This window comes from Variovorax sp. JS1663 (genome assembly GCF_002157355.1).
Classification (GTDB): Bacteria; Pseudomonadota; Gammaproteobacteria; order Burkholderiales; family Burkholderiaceae_C; genus Variovorax.
In genome coordinates, this window is record NZ_LYMK01000008.1 from 116,084 (window position 1) to 132,285 (window position 16,202).

General features: G+C 69.4%; 19 protein-coding genes. 13 read left to right on the plus strand and 6 right to left on the minus strand.

Annotated features, from left to right (window positions below):
* Positions 1-67: 67 nt before the first annotated feature.
* The 11 genes from A8M77_RS09475 (at position 68) to A8M77_RS09525 (ending at position 8,789) form a co-directional block, all read left to right on the plus strand.
* The gene (locus tag A8M77_RS09475; RefSeq protein WP_086921300.1) at positions 68-520 is read left to right on the plus strand and encodes an acetyl-CoA carboxylase biotin carboxyl carrier protein; all 453 of its coding nucleotides are present in this window, start codon (positions 68-70) and stop codon (positions 518-520) included.
* A gap of 13 nt (positions 521-533) precedes the next feature.
* Positions 534-1,886: an acetyl-CoA carboxylase biotin carboxylase subunit gene (accC, locus tag A8M77_RS09480; RefSeq protein WP_086921301.1), complete on the plus strand. Its 1,353-nt coding sequence runs from the start codon at positions 534-536 to the stop codon at positions 1,884-1,886.
* Entirely contained in the window at positions 1,883-2,551 is a 669-nt protein-coding gene (pxpB, locus tag A8M77_RS09485) for a 5-oxoprolinase subunit PxpB (RefSeq protein ID WP_086921302.1), read from the plus strand. Before accC ends, pxpB begins: the two co-directional genes overlap by 4 nt.
* Positions 2,548-3,534: a biotin-dependent carboxyltransferase family protein gene (locus A8M77_RS09490; protein ID WP_086921303.1), complete on the plus strand. Its 987-nt coding sequence runs from the start codon at positions 2,548-2,550 to the stop codon at positions 3,532-3,534. Before pxpB ends, A8M77_RS09490 begins: the two co-directional genes overlap by 4 nt.
* 1 nt (position 3,535) lies before the next feature.
* Positions 3,536-3,943: an acetyl-CoA carboxylase biotin carboxyl carrier protein gene (locus tag A8M77_RS09495; RefSeq protein ID WP_086921304.1), complete on the plus strand. Its 408-nt coding sequence runs from the start codon at positions 3,536-3,538 to the stop codon at positions 3,941-3,943.
* Between the two features lie 13 nt (positions 3,944-3,956).
* Positions 3,957-4,724 carry a LamB/YcsF family protein gene (locus A8M77_RS09500; RefSeq protein WP_086921305.1) on the plus strand — a complete coding sequence of 256 codons (768 nt, stop codon included), beginning with the start codon at positions 3,957-3,959 and terminating at the stop codon, positions 4,722-4,724.
* 115 nt (positions 4,725-4,839) lie between these two features.
* Positions 4,840-5,592, plus strand: a complete 753-nt coding sequence (locus A8M77_RS09505) for an SDR family oxidoreductase (protein ID WP_086921306.1) — start codon at positions 4,840-4,842, stop codon at positions 5,590-5,592.
* A 31-nt stretch (positions 5,593-5,623) separates the two neighbouring features.
* Positions 5,624-6,325: an amino acid ABC transporter permease gene (locus tag A8M77_RS09510; RefSeq protein WP_086921307.1), complete on the plus strand. Its 702-nt coding sequence runs from the start codon at positions 5,624-5,626 to the stop codon at positions 6,323-6,325.
* Between the two features lie 3 nt (positions 6,326-6,328).
* A complete protein-coding gene (locus tag A8M77_RS09515) occupies positions 6,329-7,087 on the plus strand; it encodes an amino acid ABC transporter permease (RefSeq protein WP_086921308.1) in 759 nt (252 codons plus the stop codon).
* Positions 7,088-7,164: 77 nt separating this feature from the next.
* A complete protein-coding gene (locus A8M77_RS09520; RefSeq protein ID WP_086921381.1) occupies positions 7,165-7,899 on the plus strand; it encodes an amino acid ABC transporter ATP-binding protein in 735 nt (244 codons plus the stop codon).
* A gap of 47 nt (positions 7,900-7,946) precedes the next feature.
* On the plus strand, positions 7,947-8,789 hold the full coding sequence (locus A8M77_RS09525) for an ABC transporter substrate-binding protein (protein WP_086921309.1): 843 nt from the start codon (positions 7,947-7,949) through the stop codon (positions 8,787-8,789).
* 209 nt (positions 8,790-8,998) lie between these two features.
* Here the strand turns inward: A8M77_RS09525 and A8M77_RS09530 are convergent, their stop codons facing one another.
* Both A8M77_RS09530 and A8M77_RS09535 read right to left on the minus strand, forming a co-directional pair.
* The gene (locus tag A8M77_RS09530; protein WP_086921310.1) at positions 8,999-9,967 is read right to left on the minus strand and encodes a Bug family tripartite tricarboxylate transporter substrate binding protein; all 969 of its coding nucleotides are present in this window, start codon (positions 9,965-9,967) and stop codon (positions 8,999-9,001) included.
* Positions 9,964-11,403, minus strand: a complete 1,440-nt coding sequence (locus tag A8M77_RS09535) for a M20 family metallopeptidase (protein WP_086921311.1) — start codon at positions 11,401-11,403, stop codon at positions 9,964-9,966. Before A8M77_RS09535 ends, A8M77_RS09530 begins: the two co-directional genes overlap by 4 nt.
* Positions 11,404-11,521: 118 nt before the next feature.
* On the opposite strand from A8M77_RS09535, the gene A8M77_RS09540 reads away from it, so the two are divergent.
* The gene (locus A8M77_RS09540; RefSeq protein WP_086921312.1) at positions 11,522-12,463 is read left to right on the plus strand and encodes a LysR family transcriptional regulator; all 942 of its coding nucleotides are present in this window, start codon (positions 11,522-11,524) and stop codon (positions 12,461-12,463) included.
* Positions 12,464-12,469: 6 nt separating this feature from the next.
* On the opposite strand, the gene A8M77_RS09545 is transcribed toward A8M77_RS09540, so the two are convergent.
* The gene (locus A8M77_RS09545; RefSeq protein WP_086921313.1) at positions 12,470-13,621 is read right to left on the minus strand and encodes a GNAT family N-acetyltransferase; all 1,152 of its coding nucleotides are present in this window, start codon (positions 13,619-13,621) and stop codon (positions 12,470-12,472) included.
* Positions 13,622-13,631: 10 nt separating this feature from the next.
* On the minus strand, positions 13,632-14,570 hold the full coding sequence (locus tag A8M77_RS09550; RefSeq protein WP_086921314.1) for a DMT family transporter: 939 nt from the start codon (positions 14,568-14,570) through the stop codon (positions 13,632-13,634).
* Between the two features lie 221 nt (positions 14,571-14,791).
* Between A8M77_RS09550 and A8M77_RS09555 the strand changes: the two genes are divergently transcribed.
* Positions 14,792-15,130: a P-II family nitrogen regulator gene (locus A8M77_RS09555; RefSeq protein ID WP_086921315.1), complete on the plus strand. Its 339-nt coding sequence runs from the start codon at positions 14,792-14,794 to the stop codon at positions 15,128-15,130.
* Between the two features lie 8 nt (positions 15,131-15,138).
* On the opposite strand, the gene A8M77_RS09560 is transcribed toward A8M77_RS09555, so the two are convergent.
* Together A8M77_RS09560 and A8M77_RS09565 are read right to left on the minus strand one after the other, a co-directional pair.
* Positions 15,139-15,729, minus strand: coding sequence for a TIGR00730 family Rossman fold protein (locus A8M77_RS09560; RefSeq protein ID WP_086921316.1), 591 nt, complete (start codon positions 15,727-15,729; stop codon positions 15,139-15,141).
* A gap of 42 nt (positions 15,730-15,771) precedes the next feature.
* Complete coding sequence (locus A8M77_RS09565) at positions 15,772-16,167, minus strand: diacylglycerol kinase (protein ID WP_086921317.1); 396 nt, start codon at positions 16,165-16,167, stop codon at positions 15,772-15,774.
* Positions 16,168-16,202: the final 35 nt, after the last annotated feature.

Below are 16,202 nucleotides of genomic sequence, written 5' to 3' on the forward strand. Positions count from 1 at the left end.
CGCGGGCCGCTACCGTTCATGCCAGCCGTCATGCGTTCGTCGAATGCATCGGCGGTGGAGACCCGGCATGAACCAGGAACAGATCAAGACGCTCATCGACGCACTGGCCGGCTCGGACCTGTCCGAGCTGGAGTTCAGCGAGAACGGCTGCACGCTGCGGCTGGTGAAGCAGCCGGCGCCGGACGCGGCAACGCCGCGTCGCGCCCTGGTGGCGGCACGGCCGTCGCGCGTTTCGGCAGCGGGCACGCGCGCGCCGCAACAGGCGGACGCGGTGCAGGCCGCGGCCGAGTGTCTCGCACCCTTGTACGGTGTGGTGCACCTGCAGCCGACGCCCGCCGAGCCGCCCTTCGTGCAGGCCGGACAGGCCATCCAGGCCGGGCAGACGCTGTGCGTGATCGAGGCCATGAAGGTCTTCAACGAGGTTCGCGCCGAGCGCGACGGCACGCTGCGAGCGGTGCTCGTCCGCTCGGGGCAGGAGGTCGAGGCGGGGCAGGCGCTGTTCCGCTTCGGCGATGCGTGAGGGAGCGACGGACATGTTCGACACCGTTCTCATCGCCAACCGTGGAGAGATCGCGCTGCGCATCCAGCGTGCCTGCCGCGGCCTGGGGCTCCGGACCGTGGCGGTGTACTCCGAGGCCGACCGTGATGCGAGCTACGTGGCGCAGGCCGACCAGGCGCTGTGCATCGGCCCGTCCGCGCCGGGGCTGAGCTACCTCAACCAGTCCGCGATCCTGTTCGCAGCCGAGGTGAGCGGTGCGCAGGCCATCCATCCGGGCTACGGCTTCCTGTCGGAGAACGCGGGCTTTGCCGAGCGCGTCGAGCAGGCCGGCCTGGTCTTCGTCGGCCCCAGCGCCGCCTGCATCCGCACCATGGGTGACAAGGTCGCGGCCAAGCGCGCGATGCGCCGCGCCGGCGTGCCTTGCGTGCCCGGGCCGGAAGGCAGCCTGCCGGAAGACCCGGCCGCGATCCTGGCGCTGGCGCGCGAGATCGGCTTCCCGGTGATCGTGAAGGCCGCCGGCGGCGGCGGCGGCCGTGGCATGCGCGTGGTCCACGACGAAGCTGCGCTGCCGGAGGCGATGTCGCTCACCCGTGAGGAGGCGCGCCGCGCCTTCGGCAATCCCGAGGTCTACATCGAAAAATTCCTGCTGCACCCGCGCCACGTCGAGATCCAGGTGCTGGCCGACAGCCACGGCAACGCGCTGTGGCTGGGCAGCCGCGACTGCTCGCTGCAGCGCCGGCACCAGAAGGTGATCGAGGAGGCGCCGGCCATCGGCATCGACGAAGCCCTGCTGGCCGACGTCGGCGAACGCTGCGCCGCGGCCTGCCGGCAGATCGGCTACTGCGGCGTCGGCACCTTCGAGTTCCTGTACGAGCAGGGCGCCTTCTACTTCATCGAGATGAACACCCGCCTGCAGGTGGAGCACCCCGTGACCGAGATGACCACCGGCATCGACATCGTGCAGCAGCAGCTGCGCGTCGCACGCGGCGAGCGGCTGACGCTGACGCAGGCCGACGTGCGCTGCCAGGGCCATGCCATCGAGTGCCGCATCAATGCCGAGGACCCGGAGACCTTCGCGCCCTCGCCGGGCCGCATCAGCGGCTGGCAGCTGCCGGGCGGCTTCGGCGTGCGCGTGGATTCCCATGCCGGGACCGGCTACCGCGTGCCGCCGTACTACGACTCGATGATCGCCAAGCTGATCGCGCACGGCAGCTCGCGCGAAGATGCGCTGGACCGCATGCGCCTCGCGCTGGCCGAGATGCGCATCGACGGCATTGCGACCAACGTGCCGCTGCACCGCGCGCTGCTGCGCGACGAGGGCTTCGCCACCGGCGGCGTGGACATCCACCACCTCGAGCGCTGGCTGCAGCAAAGGAGCGCCGCATGATCTCCGCCACGGCGTCCATCAGCCTGCTGGGCACCACCGCTCTGCTCTTCGAGGCGCCCGGCGAGCTGGCGCTGCCGTCGCAGCAGCGCATCTGGTCCCTGGCGCGCGAGGCCCAGGCCTGGCCGGAGGTGCGCGAGGCGGTGCCGGGCATGAACAACCTGATGCTCACCTTCGAGCGCCCGCCGCGCAGCGCCGCGGCGCTGGACACGCTGGAAGCCCGGCTGCAGGCTGCGTGGGAGGCGGCGACACCGCTGCCGCTGCACGGGCGTGTGGTCGAGCTGCCCGTGGTCTACGGAGGCGAAGGCGGGCCGCACATGGCCGACGTGGTGTCGCACACCGGCCTGAGCGTGGACGAGATCGTCGAGCTGCACAGCACGCCGGTCTACCCCGTCTACGCGCTCGGCAGCCATCCCGGCTACTGCTACCTGGGCGGCATGGACCCGCGCATCGCCACGCCGCGCCGCCAGGTGCCGGTGCTGAGCATCCCGGGCGGTGCGGTCTCGATCGGTGGCGCGCAGACCGGCGTGTCGGCCTCGGCCGGCCCGAGCGGATGGAACACCATCGGCAGCACCGCCATGTCCTTTTTCGATCCGTCGCAGGACCCGCCGGCGGTGCTGCAGCCGGGCGACATGATCCGCTTTCGGGTCCAGGAGGTGATCCGATGATCGAAGTGCTTTCATCCACCGCCCTGGCCACCGTGCAGGACATGGGGCGCACCGGCAGCCTGCGCTGGGGAGTGGGCACCTCGGGCGCCATGGACAAGCTGGCGCTGGCGGCCGGCAACCTGCTGTTGGGCAACGAGGCCGATGCGGCTGCCATCGAGATACCGGTGTTCCCCTTCAAGCTGCGCTTTGACGCCGACTGCGCCTTCGCGCTGACCGGCGCGGACTGCGCGGCGCGGCTCGATGATGCGCCGCTGCTGCCCTGGTGGGTGCACCAGGCGCGCGCCGGGCAGACGCTCGCGCTGGGCCTGCCGCAGGGCGGCCCGCACCGCGGCAGCCGCGCCATGCTGTGCCTGGCTGGCGGCGTGGACGTGCCCGCGGTCCTGGGCTCGCGCAGCACCCAGCTGCGTGGCGCCTTCGGCGGCCACGAGGGCCGCGCGCTGCAGCGCGGCGACGCGCTGCGGGCGGTCGGCGAAGGGCAGGCCTGCCGCACCGGCTTCGGCCTGGTGCCGCCCTCGCTGAGCCTGCCGCTGCAGGTGGACGGCCTGCGCGCGGTGCGGGTGCTGCCGGCCGCCGAATACCTGGGCTTCGAGGAAAGCTCGCGCGCCGCCTTCTGGGCCGGCGCATGGAAGATCACGGCGCAGAGCGACCGCTACGGCTACCGCCTGGATGGCGAGGCCCTGCGTCCGGTCGCGCCGATGGAGATGCGCTCGCACGGCATCGTGCCCGGCGTGATCCAGGTGCCGCACAGCGGGCAGCCCATCATCCAGATGCGCGATGCCCAGCCCTCGGGCGGCTACCCCAAGTTCGGCACCGTGATCGAGGCCGATCTCTGGCGGCTGGGCCAGGCGCCGATCGGCAGCCGCATCCGTTTCGTCGAATGCAGTTGGGATGAGGCCGTTGCCGCCCAGGACGAGGTCGACGCCTGGCTGGACCGGGTGGGGCGGATGGTGTCCCTGCATCGCAGCGCACCCCAGGCGAACTGACATGAAGAGTCCCGAACAGGTCCAGGAACTGGCCGCCTGGCTCGCCGCCACCGACATCGGCCTGCTGGAGCTGCGCACGCCTGGTGGCGTGCTGCGGCTGGGGCGCACGGACGGGTCCGCAGGCGGGGTCGTGCAGCTGGATGCGCAGGACGAGGACGCGTCACACGCCTGCACAGTTGCCGCGCCGTCCGTGGGTGTGTTCCTGCACGCCCACCCGCTGCTGGCCGTGCCTCTGGCGCGCCTCGGCGAGCGCGTGTCCGCAGGGCAGCCCGTGGGCCTGGTGCAGATCGGCCCGCTGCTGCTGCCGGTGAACGCCCCGCAATCCGGCGTACCGATCGGCTTGCTGGTGCCCAACGGCCAGGCCGTGGGCTTCGGCACGCCGCTGGTCGAACTGCAGCCCGACGAATGAGGAGCACACCGCGATGGACATCGATCTGAATGCCGACCTGGGCGAGGGCTTCGGTCCCTGGCGCCTGGGCGAGGATGAGGCGCTGCTGGAGATCGTCAGCTCCGCGAACGTGGCCTGCGGCTTCCATGCAGGCGACCCGGTCATCATGGACCGCACGGTGCGCATGGCCCGCGAGCGCGGCGTGGACGTGGGGGCGCATGTGGGTTTTCCCGACCTGCAGGGCTTCGGTCGCCGCCAGATGCAGATCGACGTGGCGGAGCTCGCCACCTACGTCACCTACCAGCTCGGCGCGCTCGCCGGCATGGCGCGCTCGGCCGGCCACCGGGTGACGCACATGAGCTTCCACGGCGCCTTGGGCAACATGGCGGCCGCCGACGCGGCGCTGGCCGCCCCGCTGGTGCGCGCGGTGGCCGATTTCGACCCCGGTCTGATCATGAGCACCTCCGCCAGCCGTGCCATCGAGGACGCGGCCGAGCGCTGCGGGCTGCGCGTGGCGCGCACCTTCCTGGCGGACCGCGCCTGCGACGACGAGGGCCTGCTGGTGCCGCGCAAGCTGCCCGGCGCCGTCATCCACGACCGCGAGGCGGTGCTGGCGCGTGTGCGCCAGCTGCTGGAGGAGGGCACGGTCACCAGCCATGGCGGCCGGAAGATCCCGATGCACGTCCGTTCCATCCTCGTGCACGGCGACACGCCCGGCGCGGTGGAACTGGCCCGCGCCGTGCGCGGCGTGGTCGAGGCGACAGGGCGCGTGGTGCCGATCTCGCAGCAGCTCGCGCCCTGAAACAGGGCGGCCCGCGGGCAACATAAGGACGGCTTATCTCTCCACAGCCATTCCGTCTTGGCGTCCCGAGGTCCCGGTCGATACAGTGAATTCGTCATAACGAAAGAAGCCGAAGATGCCTTTTTCCGACTACAAGACCGCGCTGGTGACCGGAGCCTCCTCGGGCATCGGCGCTGCCGTCGTCGAGCGCCTCTGCAAGGAGGGCCTGCAGGTCCATGCGCTCGCACGCAGCGCCGCCAGGCTCGACGAGCTGGCCTCGCGCACCGGCTGCATCCCGCACGCCATCGACGTGAGCGACCTCGCGGGCATCACCCGCCTGGCGCAGGAAATCGACTTCGACGTGCTGGTCAACAACGCCGGCGTCGACCGCCCCGGCTCGATCCTCAAGGCCGATGCCGAGGGCATCGATCTGCTGGTGGACGTCAACCTGCGCGCCGTGCTGCACCTGTGCCGGCTGGTGGTGCCGGGCATGGCAGCGCGCGACCGCGGCCACGTGATCAACATCAGCTCCATCGCCGGTGCCTACAACTTCGGCGGCAACAGCACCTATCACGCGACCAAGGCCGCGGTGAGCATGCTGTCGCGCCAGCTGCGCATCGACGTCTTCGGCAAGCGGGTGCGCGTCACCGAGATCTGCCCGGGGCGGGTGGCCACCGACATCTTCGCCCACGTGCACGGCAACGCGGAGGAGATGCACAAGCGCTTCATCGAGGGCTTCGAGCTGCCGCAGGCCGAGGACATTGCCAGCGCCATCGCCTTTGCCATTGCGGCCCCGGTGGCGGTGAACGTGGGCCACATGGAGATCACGCCGACGCTGCAGGTGCCCGGCGGCCTCTCCACCACCCGGCCCGAGACCCCCCGCGGCTGAGCGGCCGCCACGACGCGCAGAGGAGCAAGGCATGAAGGACTTCGACCTGCTGGCCATCCTCCTGAAGCCGGAGTTCGGCGCCATGCTGCTGCACGGCGTGGAGATGACGCTGAAGATCGCGGCCGGCTCCTGGCTGCTCGCGATGAGCCTGGCGGTGGTGCTGCTGACGGTGCGCCTCACGCCCAGCCGCATCGCCGAGCGCGCGGTGGCGGCCTACATCTCGTACCACCGCAACGTGCCGACGCTGGTGCAGCTGATGCTCTGGTACTTCGGCATCTTCAGCCTGCTGCCGGAGTTCCTGCAGGGCTGGCTGTCGGCGCACAACGCGGAAGCCATTCTCTCGATCGTCGCGCTGGGCCTGTGCCAGGCCGCCTACTTCAGCGAGGACATGCGCTCGGGCCTGCGCTCCGTCCCGGCCGGGCAGGCCGAGGCGGCGCGGGCACTGGGTCACAGCTTCATCGGCTCGATGCGCCACGTGATGCTGCCGCAGGCCATGCGCAACGCGATCCCCGCGCTCATCAACCACAGCGTGTCGCTGTTCAAGAACAGCAGCCTGGCCATGGCAATCGGCGTGGCCGAGCTGACGCATGCCGTGAAGGAGGTGGAGAGCCAGAGCTTCCGCGCTTTCGAGGCCTACAGCGTGGCCACGGTGCTCTACCTGGGCTTCTCGCTGCTCATCATGGCCGCGGGCGGCTGGGTGGCGCGGCACTACCGCATTGCAGGAGCGAGGTGAGCGATGTTCAGCATCTTCGAGATCCTGCGCGACAACTGGCTGCTGCTGCTCATCGGGCAGTATCCCAACGGGCCGATGGGCGGCATCGTCGCCACGCTGGTGCTGTCGGTGCTGGGCATCGTGCTGGCCTTTCCGCTGTCGGTGCTGATGGCGCTGGCGCGGCTGTCGCCCTGGAGGCTGCTGCGCTGGCCGGTGGCGGCGCTGGTCTACGTGGTGCGCGGCGTGCCGCTGCTGATGGTGATCCTGTGGGTCTACTTCCTGGTACCACTGCTGATCGGCCGCGAGATCTCGGGCTTCACCACCATGGTGTGCACGCTGGTGATCTACGAGGGGGCCTACCTGTCGGAAGTGGTGCGCGCCGGCATCCTGGCCCTGCCCAAGGGGCAGACCGAGGCAGCGCGCGCACTGGGCCACAGCCACCTGAAGACCATGTGGTACGTGATCCTGCCGCAGGCGCTCTACAACATGCTGCCGAGCATGCTGAGCCAGTTCATCTCGACGATCAAGGAAACGACGCTGGGCTACGTGATCAACGTCAACGAGCTCACCTTCGCGGCCAACCAGATCAACAACCAGCTGCTGACCAAGCCCTTCCAGGTGTTCTTCATCCTCGCGATGACCTACTACGTGGTGTGCTTCAGCCTCACGCAGCTGGCGCAATGGCTGGAGCGGCGCATCGCCCACAAGCGGGCCGGCAGCGCGGCGGCGCGCGTCTCGCCCAGCGACGTTTCGCTGCCGCCGCCGGTGGCGGCCAACCCCTGACGAGGCCGCGCAGACGGCCGACGACAAGACAGGAGACAACGACCATGCCCAACCCGACGAACGCAGAAAGCGCTCCGATGATCCTGTTTTCGAACATCAACAAGTGGTACGGCGACTACCAGGCGCTGGCCGACGTGAATGCCGAGGTGAAAAAGGGCGAGGTGGTGGTGGTCTGCGGGCCGTCGGGTTCGGGCAAGTCCACGCTGATCCGTACGGTGAACCGGCTGGAAGAGGTCAAGTCGGGCCAACTGCTCTTCGACGGCCACGACATCCACGCGCCCATGGGCAGCGCCGCGCTCAACAAGCTGCGCAGCCGCATCGGCTTCGTGTTCCAGAGCTTCAACCTGTTTCCACACCTGTCGGTGCTGGACAACGTCATGCTCTCGCCCATGCGCGTGCTGGGCGTCAAGCGCGCCGCCGCAAAGACCAAGGCGATGCAGCTGCTGGAACGCGTGGGCCTGGCCGCCAAGGCCGGCGCCTTCCCGGCGCAGCTCTCGGGCGGCCAGCAGCAGCGCGTGGCGATCGCGCGTGCGCTGGCGATGGAGCCGCCAGCCATGTTGTTCGACGAACCCACCAGCGCGCTGGACCCCGAGATGGTGGGCGAGGTGCTGTCGGTGATGCGCGGCCTGGCCAACGACGGCATGACGATGATGTGCGTCACGCACGAGATGAACTTCGCCCGCGAGGTGGCGGACTGCATCTGGTTCATGGACGCCGGCCGCATTCTCGAGAAGGCCGAGCCCGAGACCTTCTTCACCAGGCCCCAGCATCCGCGAGCGCAACGCTTCCTTTCGGACCTGCGCGCGCACTGAGTTTCCCTTTCGTTCAATCCACCCATCTCACTCACGAGGAATCGATCATGTCGAAGAAGACCGCCTTCCAATTCGCCGCCGTCGCCGGCTGCGTCCTCGCGCTTTGCGGCGCGGCCCAGGCCGACCAGTGGGACGAGATCAGCCAGCGCAAGGAGCTCAAGTGCGGCACCTTCGCCGACGTGCCGCCCTTCGCCGCGCCCGATCCCAAGACGCGTGAGATGGTCGGCCACGACATCGATCTGTGCAACGCGCTGGCCAAGCAGCTCGGCGTGGCTGCCAAGGTCACGCCGCTGTCGGTGGAGGCGCGCGTGCCAGAGGTGAAGCTCGGCCGCGTCGACGTGACGGTGGCCAACCTCGCCTACACCAAGAGCCGCGGCGAGCAGATCCAGTTCAGCGATCCGTACTACGTGGCCAAGGAGATGCTGGCCGTCAAGGCCTCCGACCCCGGCACGGCGAAGGCCGACTTCAAGGGCAAGCGGCTGAGCTCCACCAAGGGCTCGACCTCGGAGCTGTCGATCAAGATGAACGGCTCCGAACCCGTGACCTTCCAGGACACCGGCTCCGCCTTCATGGCCGTGCAGCAGAACAAGTCGGTGGGCATGGTGGCCAACACGATGACCATCACCAAGCTGGTCAACCAGTCGAAGACCTCCGGGGTCGAGCTGAAGATGATCAAGGAGCCCATGGTGCTCCAGCCGATCGGCGTGGGCATGAAGAAGGATGAGCCGGTGCTGCTGTCGAAGGTGAACGGGGCGCTTTATGCGCTCGAGAAGTCGGGCGAGCTCGACAGGATCTGGGCCAAGTGGCTGGGGCCGAACACCGAGTACAAGATGACGCGTGACGAGAAGGTCACGCCGCTGGCGGATCTGAAGTTCGAGCTGCTGCCTTGATATCAGCTTCGACGCTGATGAGATGAAATCCTGGGGGTTGATGGCGTTGATGTGACGGTGCGCGCCGCGGGAGGCGGTCTGCGGCCCGGGCTCATACTGGGGCGGTCGTCGCTTCGCGCCGACCGCCACAGTGAAGCGCCGCCGGCACACCCGCAGGCGCCATCTTTGCAGCGCGCAGGCCCAGACAGCGTTGTCCGTCCCAAAAAGAGCTATTCCGCAGCGATCCCGGCGCGATGCGCCAGCGCCCGGTAGCGCGAGATCTCCGATTCCATCAGGCTGCGAAACGGCCCCGCGCCGATCATCACCGGCTCCGTGCCTTGAGCGCGGAACTGGTCCTGGAGCGCCTTGTCGGCCATTGCGGCGTCGACCGAGGCGGTGAGCTTCCGGATCACAGGCGCCGACGTGCCGGCCGGCGCGGCGATGCCGTACCAAGCATCGAAGGTGGCCTCCGGCAGCTTGAGCTCGGCCATGGTCGGCACCTCCGGCAGCATGCTGGAGCGCGTCGTACCGACCACGGCCAGCGCGCGGAGCTTGCCTGAACGCACATGCGGCGCGACGGCGGCCACGGTGTCGATGCCCATCTCGATCTCCCCGCCGATCAGGGCGACGGTGCTCTGGCCGCTGCCCTTGTAGGGCACGTCCTGGAGCTTCACGCCAGCCGCCATCGCGAACAGTTCGCCGGCCAGGTGCGGGCCGGAGCCGCTGCCGAAGGTGGCGTAGCGGATGCCCAGGGGCTTGGCTTTCGCGGCTGCGGCGAGTTCGGCCACGCTGCGCCAGGGCGCGGCCGTGCCGACTACCAGCACCAGCGGGGCCTTGGCAATGATGGCTACCGGCGCGAGATCCTTCAGTGGGTCGTAGGGCAGCCTGGCGCGCAGGGCGGGGTTCACGCTGTAGGTGGTGGAGCCCGAGACCAGCAGCGTGTAGCCGTCCGGCGGCGCCTTGGCGACCGCGTCGGCGCCGATGAGGGTCGCCGCACCGGGCTTGTTGTCGATCACGACCGGCTGGCCCAGTTTGTCCGCCAATTTCTGGCCCAGGCCGCGCGCCACGATGTCGGTGCCGCCGCCGGGCGGGAAGGGCACGACCAGCTTGACGGGCTTGACTGGCCACGTGTCGTTGGCCTGCGCGAGGCTGCCCACGGCAAGGAGGGTGACGGCGAGCAAGGGGGCGAGGACTTTCATGCGGACGGGGCTTTCAGGGAAGAAGAAGGTGTGGAGGGCTTGGCATGCCAGGGCGCGTGCGCATCGGCATCGCCGAGGTCCCAGTAGAGGCCGGCCATCATCTGCAGGCCTTCGCGCGCCAGCGGTGCCAGCAGGTGCTCGTTGGGTGCGTGCTGCGCGCAGGCGGGGTAGGAGTGCGGCACCCACAGAGTGGGCAGGCCCAGCAGGTCGGCGAAAACGTCGTTGGGCAGGGAGCCGGCGAGGTTGGGCAGCAGGTCGGGGCGCTGGCCGGTGCTGGTCTCGATGGAGCGCAGAGCCCAGTCCACCCAGGGGTTGTCCGGGTCCAGGCGCGTCGCCGCGCCTTCGAGCGTGACCTGCACCTCGACCTGGCCGAAGCCGTGCGCATCGAGATGCGCGCGCACGATGGATGCGAGGTCTTGCCACGGCGTGCCGACCACGAAGCGCAACTGGCAGTGCGCCACCGCCTCGCCGGGAATGGCGTTGACCGGTCGTTGCGGCGAGCCGGCGCCGAGCGCCAGAACCTCCAGCGTGTTCCAGCCCACCAGGCGCTCGGCGGGGCTGAGGCCGGGCTCGCCCCAGCCGGCATCGAGCGCCGGGTCCTCGGCGCCGCCGCCGATCTCGATGGAAGCGAGGGCCTCGCGCACCGGAGCGGGAATGCCGCGGGGCCGCAGCGCTTCGACCAGGATGCGGCCCCTGGCATCCGCCAGGGTGGCAACGGCATGGCTCAGCACGGTGGCCGGGTTCATCAGCACGCCGCCCCAGTTGCCCGAGTGGTAGCCGCGCGTCCGTGCGCGCAGCCGCAGGCTGAAGTTGACCGCGCCGCGCGAGCCGAGGAAGAGGGTGGGCCGCTGTGCGTGTACACGCGGGCCGTCGCAGGCGATCAACAGGTCGGCGCGCAGCTGGCCGGCGTGAAGGGCGCAGACCTCGTGCAGGCCGGGCGAGGCGGCCTCCTCGCCCATCTCCAGCAGGAGCGTCACGTTGTAGCCGAGGCGGCCGCCGCGGGCCCGGATCACCTCCGCCAACGCACCCAGGTTGATGGTGTGCTGGCCCTTGTTGTCGGCAGTGCCGCGGCCGTACCAGCGATCGCCCTCGACCGTGAGCGTCCAGGGGGCGAGGCCTTCGCGCCATTGCGCGTCCTGGCCGCTGACCACGTCGCCGTGGCCGTAGCTGAGTACCGTGGGGAGCGCGCTGTTCTCGATGCGCCGGGCGATCAGGAAGGGACCGCCGCCTTGCACCGGGTTGTCGATCAGCGCGCAGTCGAAGCCGAGCTGCGCGAGCGTTGGGCTGATCTCCTCGCGCAGGTAGGCGCCGAGCGCGGGCGTTGCCGCACCGGCGTCGCTCTCGGTCCGGAAAGCGATGCGCCGGCGGAGGTCGGCGAGGAAGCGGCCGTCGTCGAAGTAGGTGGCGGCCGCGCGGAGGCAATCGTGGCGTTGCATGGTCTCGTGTTCGCGTGATGACATCGGGGATGCAAGTAAAAGGCCTGGCGGCCGTTGCGGGAACCATCGATTTCGCAAGCTACCATTGCCTTCAAGGCAACGCTGGCATCGGCTTCCCATGGCGACTTCCATCCTCAGCATCCCCATGCGCTACTTCATCGAGGTGGCGACCCGTGGTTCGGTCAGCCAGGCGGCGGCCCATCTCTATGTCGCGTCCTCGGCCGTGAGCCGGCAGATCGCCAAGCTGGAGGACGCGCTGCAGACGCCCTTGTTCGAGCGCAGGGCGCGCGGCATGACGCTCACGCAGGCCGGCGAGCGCCTGGCCGCACACCTGCGCACGACGCAGGCGGACACCGAGCAGGTGATCGAGCAGGTGCGCGGCATCGGCGGCCGCGAGGCGGGGCGCGTGCGCGTGGCCTGTACCGAGGGCTTTGCGCTTGGTTTCATGCCGCAGGTGATGCGCCGCTTCCGGGCGGCGCATGCGGACAGCCGGATGCAGCTGCAGGTGGGCGCGCCGGACGAGGTCAGCGAACTGCTGGCGCGCGGCGATGCCGACATCGCGCTCAAGTACGCGGTGGCGCCCGAGCGTGGCTGCCGCATCGAGCACTCGGCCGGCGCGCCGGTGTTCGCGCTGATGGCGCCGGATCATCCGCTGGCGCGGCAGCGTGCCGTCAGCGTGGCCGAGGTGGTGCGCTACCCGCTGGCCGTGGGCAGCAGGGGCGTGACCGCGCGGCAGCTCTTCGACTTGAGCTGCAGCGTGCAGGGACTGAGCTACGAGCCGACCTTCGTCAGCAATTTCTCCTCGGTGCTGCTGCCGCTGGTGCGCACGCCGGACATCGTTCTGTCGGGCTACCTGACGGCCATCCACCTGATCGAGAACGGCACGCTGGTCGCGCGGCCGTTCGTGGAAGCCCAGATGCAGCAGCGGCGCCTGCAGGTGCTGTCGCTCGAGGGGCGAACGCTGTCGCCGCTGGCGCGTGCGCTGGTGCAGCAGCTGGTCGCCGAGATCGCCGGGGGGCGCAGGCGCAAGCTGGGCCGTGCCCGCGCCGCGCGCACCTGATCCGCCTCAGCCCGGGTGACGGAAGGGGCTGCGCCCTTCCAGGTGGTCGAGGTAGTTGGCGATACCTTCGTCCTCGCGTTCGAGGAAGCGCTCCACCGCGTCGGCGAAGGCGGGATGGGCCAGCCAATGGGCACTCGTTGTCTTGACCGGCATCAGGGCGCGGGCCATCTTGTGCTCGCCCTGGGCGCCACCCTCGAAACGCTGCACACCGTGCTCGATGCACCAGGCCAGGGGCTGGTAGTAGCAGGCCTCGAAATGCAGGCAGTCCACGCGCTCGAGTGCGCCCCAGTAGCGGCCGTAGGCAACCGAAGCGTCGGCCGACAGGGCGATCAGGCTGCTGGCGATGGGCTTGCCTGCGCGCTCCGCCACGAAGAGCAGCCAGGCCTCGGGCATGTCCTCGGCCATGCGGCCGAAGAATTCGGGCTTCAGGTAGGGTGGGTTGCCGTGCTCGCGGTAGGTGCGGGCGTAGCAGCGGTAGAAGAAGTCCCAGTCGGCCTCGGTGATGTTCGCACCGCGCGACCAGCGGAAGCGCACGCCGGCCTCGTGCACCTTGCGGCGCTCCTGGCGGATCTTCTTGCGCTTGTCGTGGGACAGGCTGGCGAGGAAGGCGTCGAAATCCGTCCAAGTTTCATGGCTCGTCCAGTGGAACTGGACCGTGTGGCGCAGCATCAGGCCGGCCTCGGCGCAGGCGGCGATGTCTTCGTCGGCGCCGAAAAGCAGATGCAGCGACGAGAGCCCCTCCTCTTTGCACCACGCGACCAATGCCTGCACCAGCAGGGCGCGGCTGTCGGCATCGCGCGCGAGCAGGCGGGTGCCCGGCACCGGCGTGAAGGGCACCGCCACCAGCGCCTTCGGGTAGTAGGCCAGGCCATGCTGCTGGTAGGCGTTGGCCCAGGCCCAGTCGAAGACGTACTCGCCGTAGGAATGGGCCTTGAGGTACATCGGGCAGGCCGCGAGCAGTTCGCGGCCGCGCCACAGCGTCAGGAAGCGCGGACTCCAGCCGCTTTCGGGCGCGGCGCTGTCGCTCTGCTCCAGCGCATCCAGGTAGGCGTGCCGCATGAAGGGGGAGGGCGCGGCCTGGGCGGCCAGCAGGCCGTCCCAGGCGGCGGCCTCGATCTCGGAGATGCTGCCGTGGATGCGGACGACGGGCGCGCTCAAGAAGATCTCTTCAGCGGCCGCGCGGGGCCATGGTTTCGGCGATGTAGATCCCGCCCAGCACCAGGGCCAGCGCCAGCGCGTGGTACAGCGACAGCGACTCGCCGAGCACCAGCACCGCCAGCAGCGGGCCGAAGATCGGCACCAGGTTGAGGAAGACGCCCGCCCGCGCCGGCCCGATCAGGCCGACCGCATGGATGAAGGTGACCTGCGCGATGAAGGAGGGCAGCAGCCCGACGAACAGGATCAGCGCCCAGCCCTTCGTGGTGGGCAGGAAGAAGTCGCCCATGGCGATCTCCGCGACCAGCAGCGGCACCGACACCAGGCAGGCCACGGCCGCGGTCGCCGCAAAGAAGACGATGGCCGGCACGTCGGGCCGGCGGCGCAGGCCCAGCGCATAGGCGGCATAGAGCAGGGAGGCGACGATCATCCAGACATCACCGATGTTGAAGCCCAACTGAGCCAGCCGCTCCGGATGGCCGCCGGATGCCACCACCACGATGCCGGCCAGCGTCAGCGCCACGCCCACCAACTGCAGTCCGCCGACGCGGGTGTGGAGGAAGAGCAGGCTGCCCAGCAGCACCAGCACCGGGATGGTGCCCTGGATGATCGCGATGTTGATGGCGGTCGTGTGATGGGCCGCGGCGTAGAACAGGGCGTTGAAGCCGGTGAAACCCAGCGTGCCCATCAGCGCGATGAAGCGCCACGAGGGCAGGAGGGTGCGCCAATGAAGGCCGATCTGCTGGCGCGCGCACAGGCCCAGGGCCAGGCAGCAGACGATCCAGCGCGAGAAGGTGAGCATCATCGGCGAGACTTCGCCCACCGCGAGCCGGGCCGCCACCGCGTTCGCGCCCCAGATCAGCGTGGTGGACACCAGCAGGACGTAGGCTTGGTTGTGGAGCCAGGGGAGGAAGGAGGCGAAGAACCCGGGGGAGGAGGAACCTGAGCGCATGGCCCGCCGAGCGTATCAGCCCCGGCGCCGGCCCGCCGGAAAGCGTCCGCCAACCCATCGTTTGGCAAAGGCGAATGACATAATCGTTTCAGGCCGCGAGCCTGGCACGCTACATGCAGGACGGCATGGGCATCGTGGACCTTCGGATGCGCCGCCGCTGCTTCGGCCGGATCGCGCTACCCTGTCAGCCAGTTCAACGACATCGCTGCAAGAAAGACCGTATGAAGCAGATCACCGCCATCGTCAAACCGTTCAAGCTCGACGACGTGCGCGAGGCGCTGGCCGAGGTCGGCGTCACCGGGCTCACCGTCACCGAGGTCAAGGGCTTCGGCCGGCAGAAGGGGCACACCGAGCTCTACCGCGGCGCCGAATACGTGGTCGACTTCCTGCCGAAGATGAAGGTCGAGGTGGTGGTCAACGAAGCCGACCTCGATCGCTGCGTCGACGCCATCGTGGGTGCCGCGCGCACCGGCAAGATCGGCGACGGCAAGATCTTCGTGACGAATGTCGAGCGAGTGGTGCGCATCCGCACCGGCGAGGAAGACGAACAGGCCGTCTGAGGCCCCGGTCAGAGCACTTCGGCGAGCTTGTCGCCGCGCGGGTGGCGGCCGGCTTCCTCGACCAGCGATTCCAGCAGGGGCTCGACTTCGTCGCCCGAGCGGATCAGCCCCATCTGCCAATCCCCCATGAAGCCTTCGCGCACGCTCTGGGCGAGGAATCCGAGCAGGCCCGCGTAGTAGCCGGCCACATCGAGGATGCCCACCGGCTTGTCGTGGTAGCCGAGCTGGCGCCAAGTCCAGATCTCGAACAGCTCCTCGAAGGTGCCGATGCCGCCCGGCAGGGCCACGAAGGCATCGGCGCGTTCGCCCATCATGGCCTTGCGCTCGTGCATGGTGCCGACCACGTGGAGCTCGTCGCACTGCGGATTGGCCAGCTCCTTGTCGACCAGGGCCTTGGGAATGATGCCGATCACGCGACCGCCGGCCAGGCGGGTTGCCTCGGCGACAGTGCCCATGAGGCCAGTGCGGCCGCCGCCGTAGACGAGCTGGCCGCCGTGCTGGCCGATCCAGCGACCGACCGACCGGGCGGCGGCAGAGAATTCGGGCCGCTCGCCGGCGCGGGAGCCGCAGTAAACGCAAATCGAGAAAGTTGGGGTCATCCCCCGATCATGCCGCCTTCGAATGACGGGGGGCTTGCACCCTCATCCCGCGAAGCGGTGCCACAGCGCCGCGATCCAGACGCCACAGCACAGCAGGATGGACATCAGCACCGCGGCGCTGCCCAGGTCCTTGGCGCTCTTGGAGAAAGAGTGCCATTCCGGGCCTACGCGATTGATGGCCGCCTCGATGCCGGTGTTGAGCAGCTCGACGATCATTACCAGGACGACCACGGACACCAGCAGCGCCACCTCCAGCCAGGTGCGCCCGACCCAGAAGGCGGCCGGCACCATGACGATGGCGCACAGCACCTCCTGGCGGAACGCGGTCTCGCCCCAGCCGGCGCGGAAGCCGTCCAGCGAGATCAGGGTGGCGTGCCAGATGCGGTCCAGGCCGCGCCGCGCTTTCTGCGGATTGACGGGTTCGTTGACTGTGCTCATGGAAGAATATCTTCGGCTGCAGTGCGAGCCGCCTT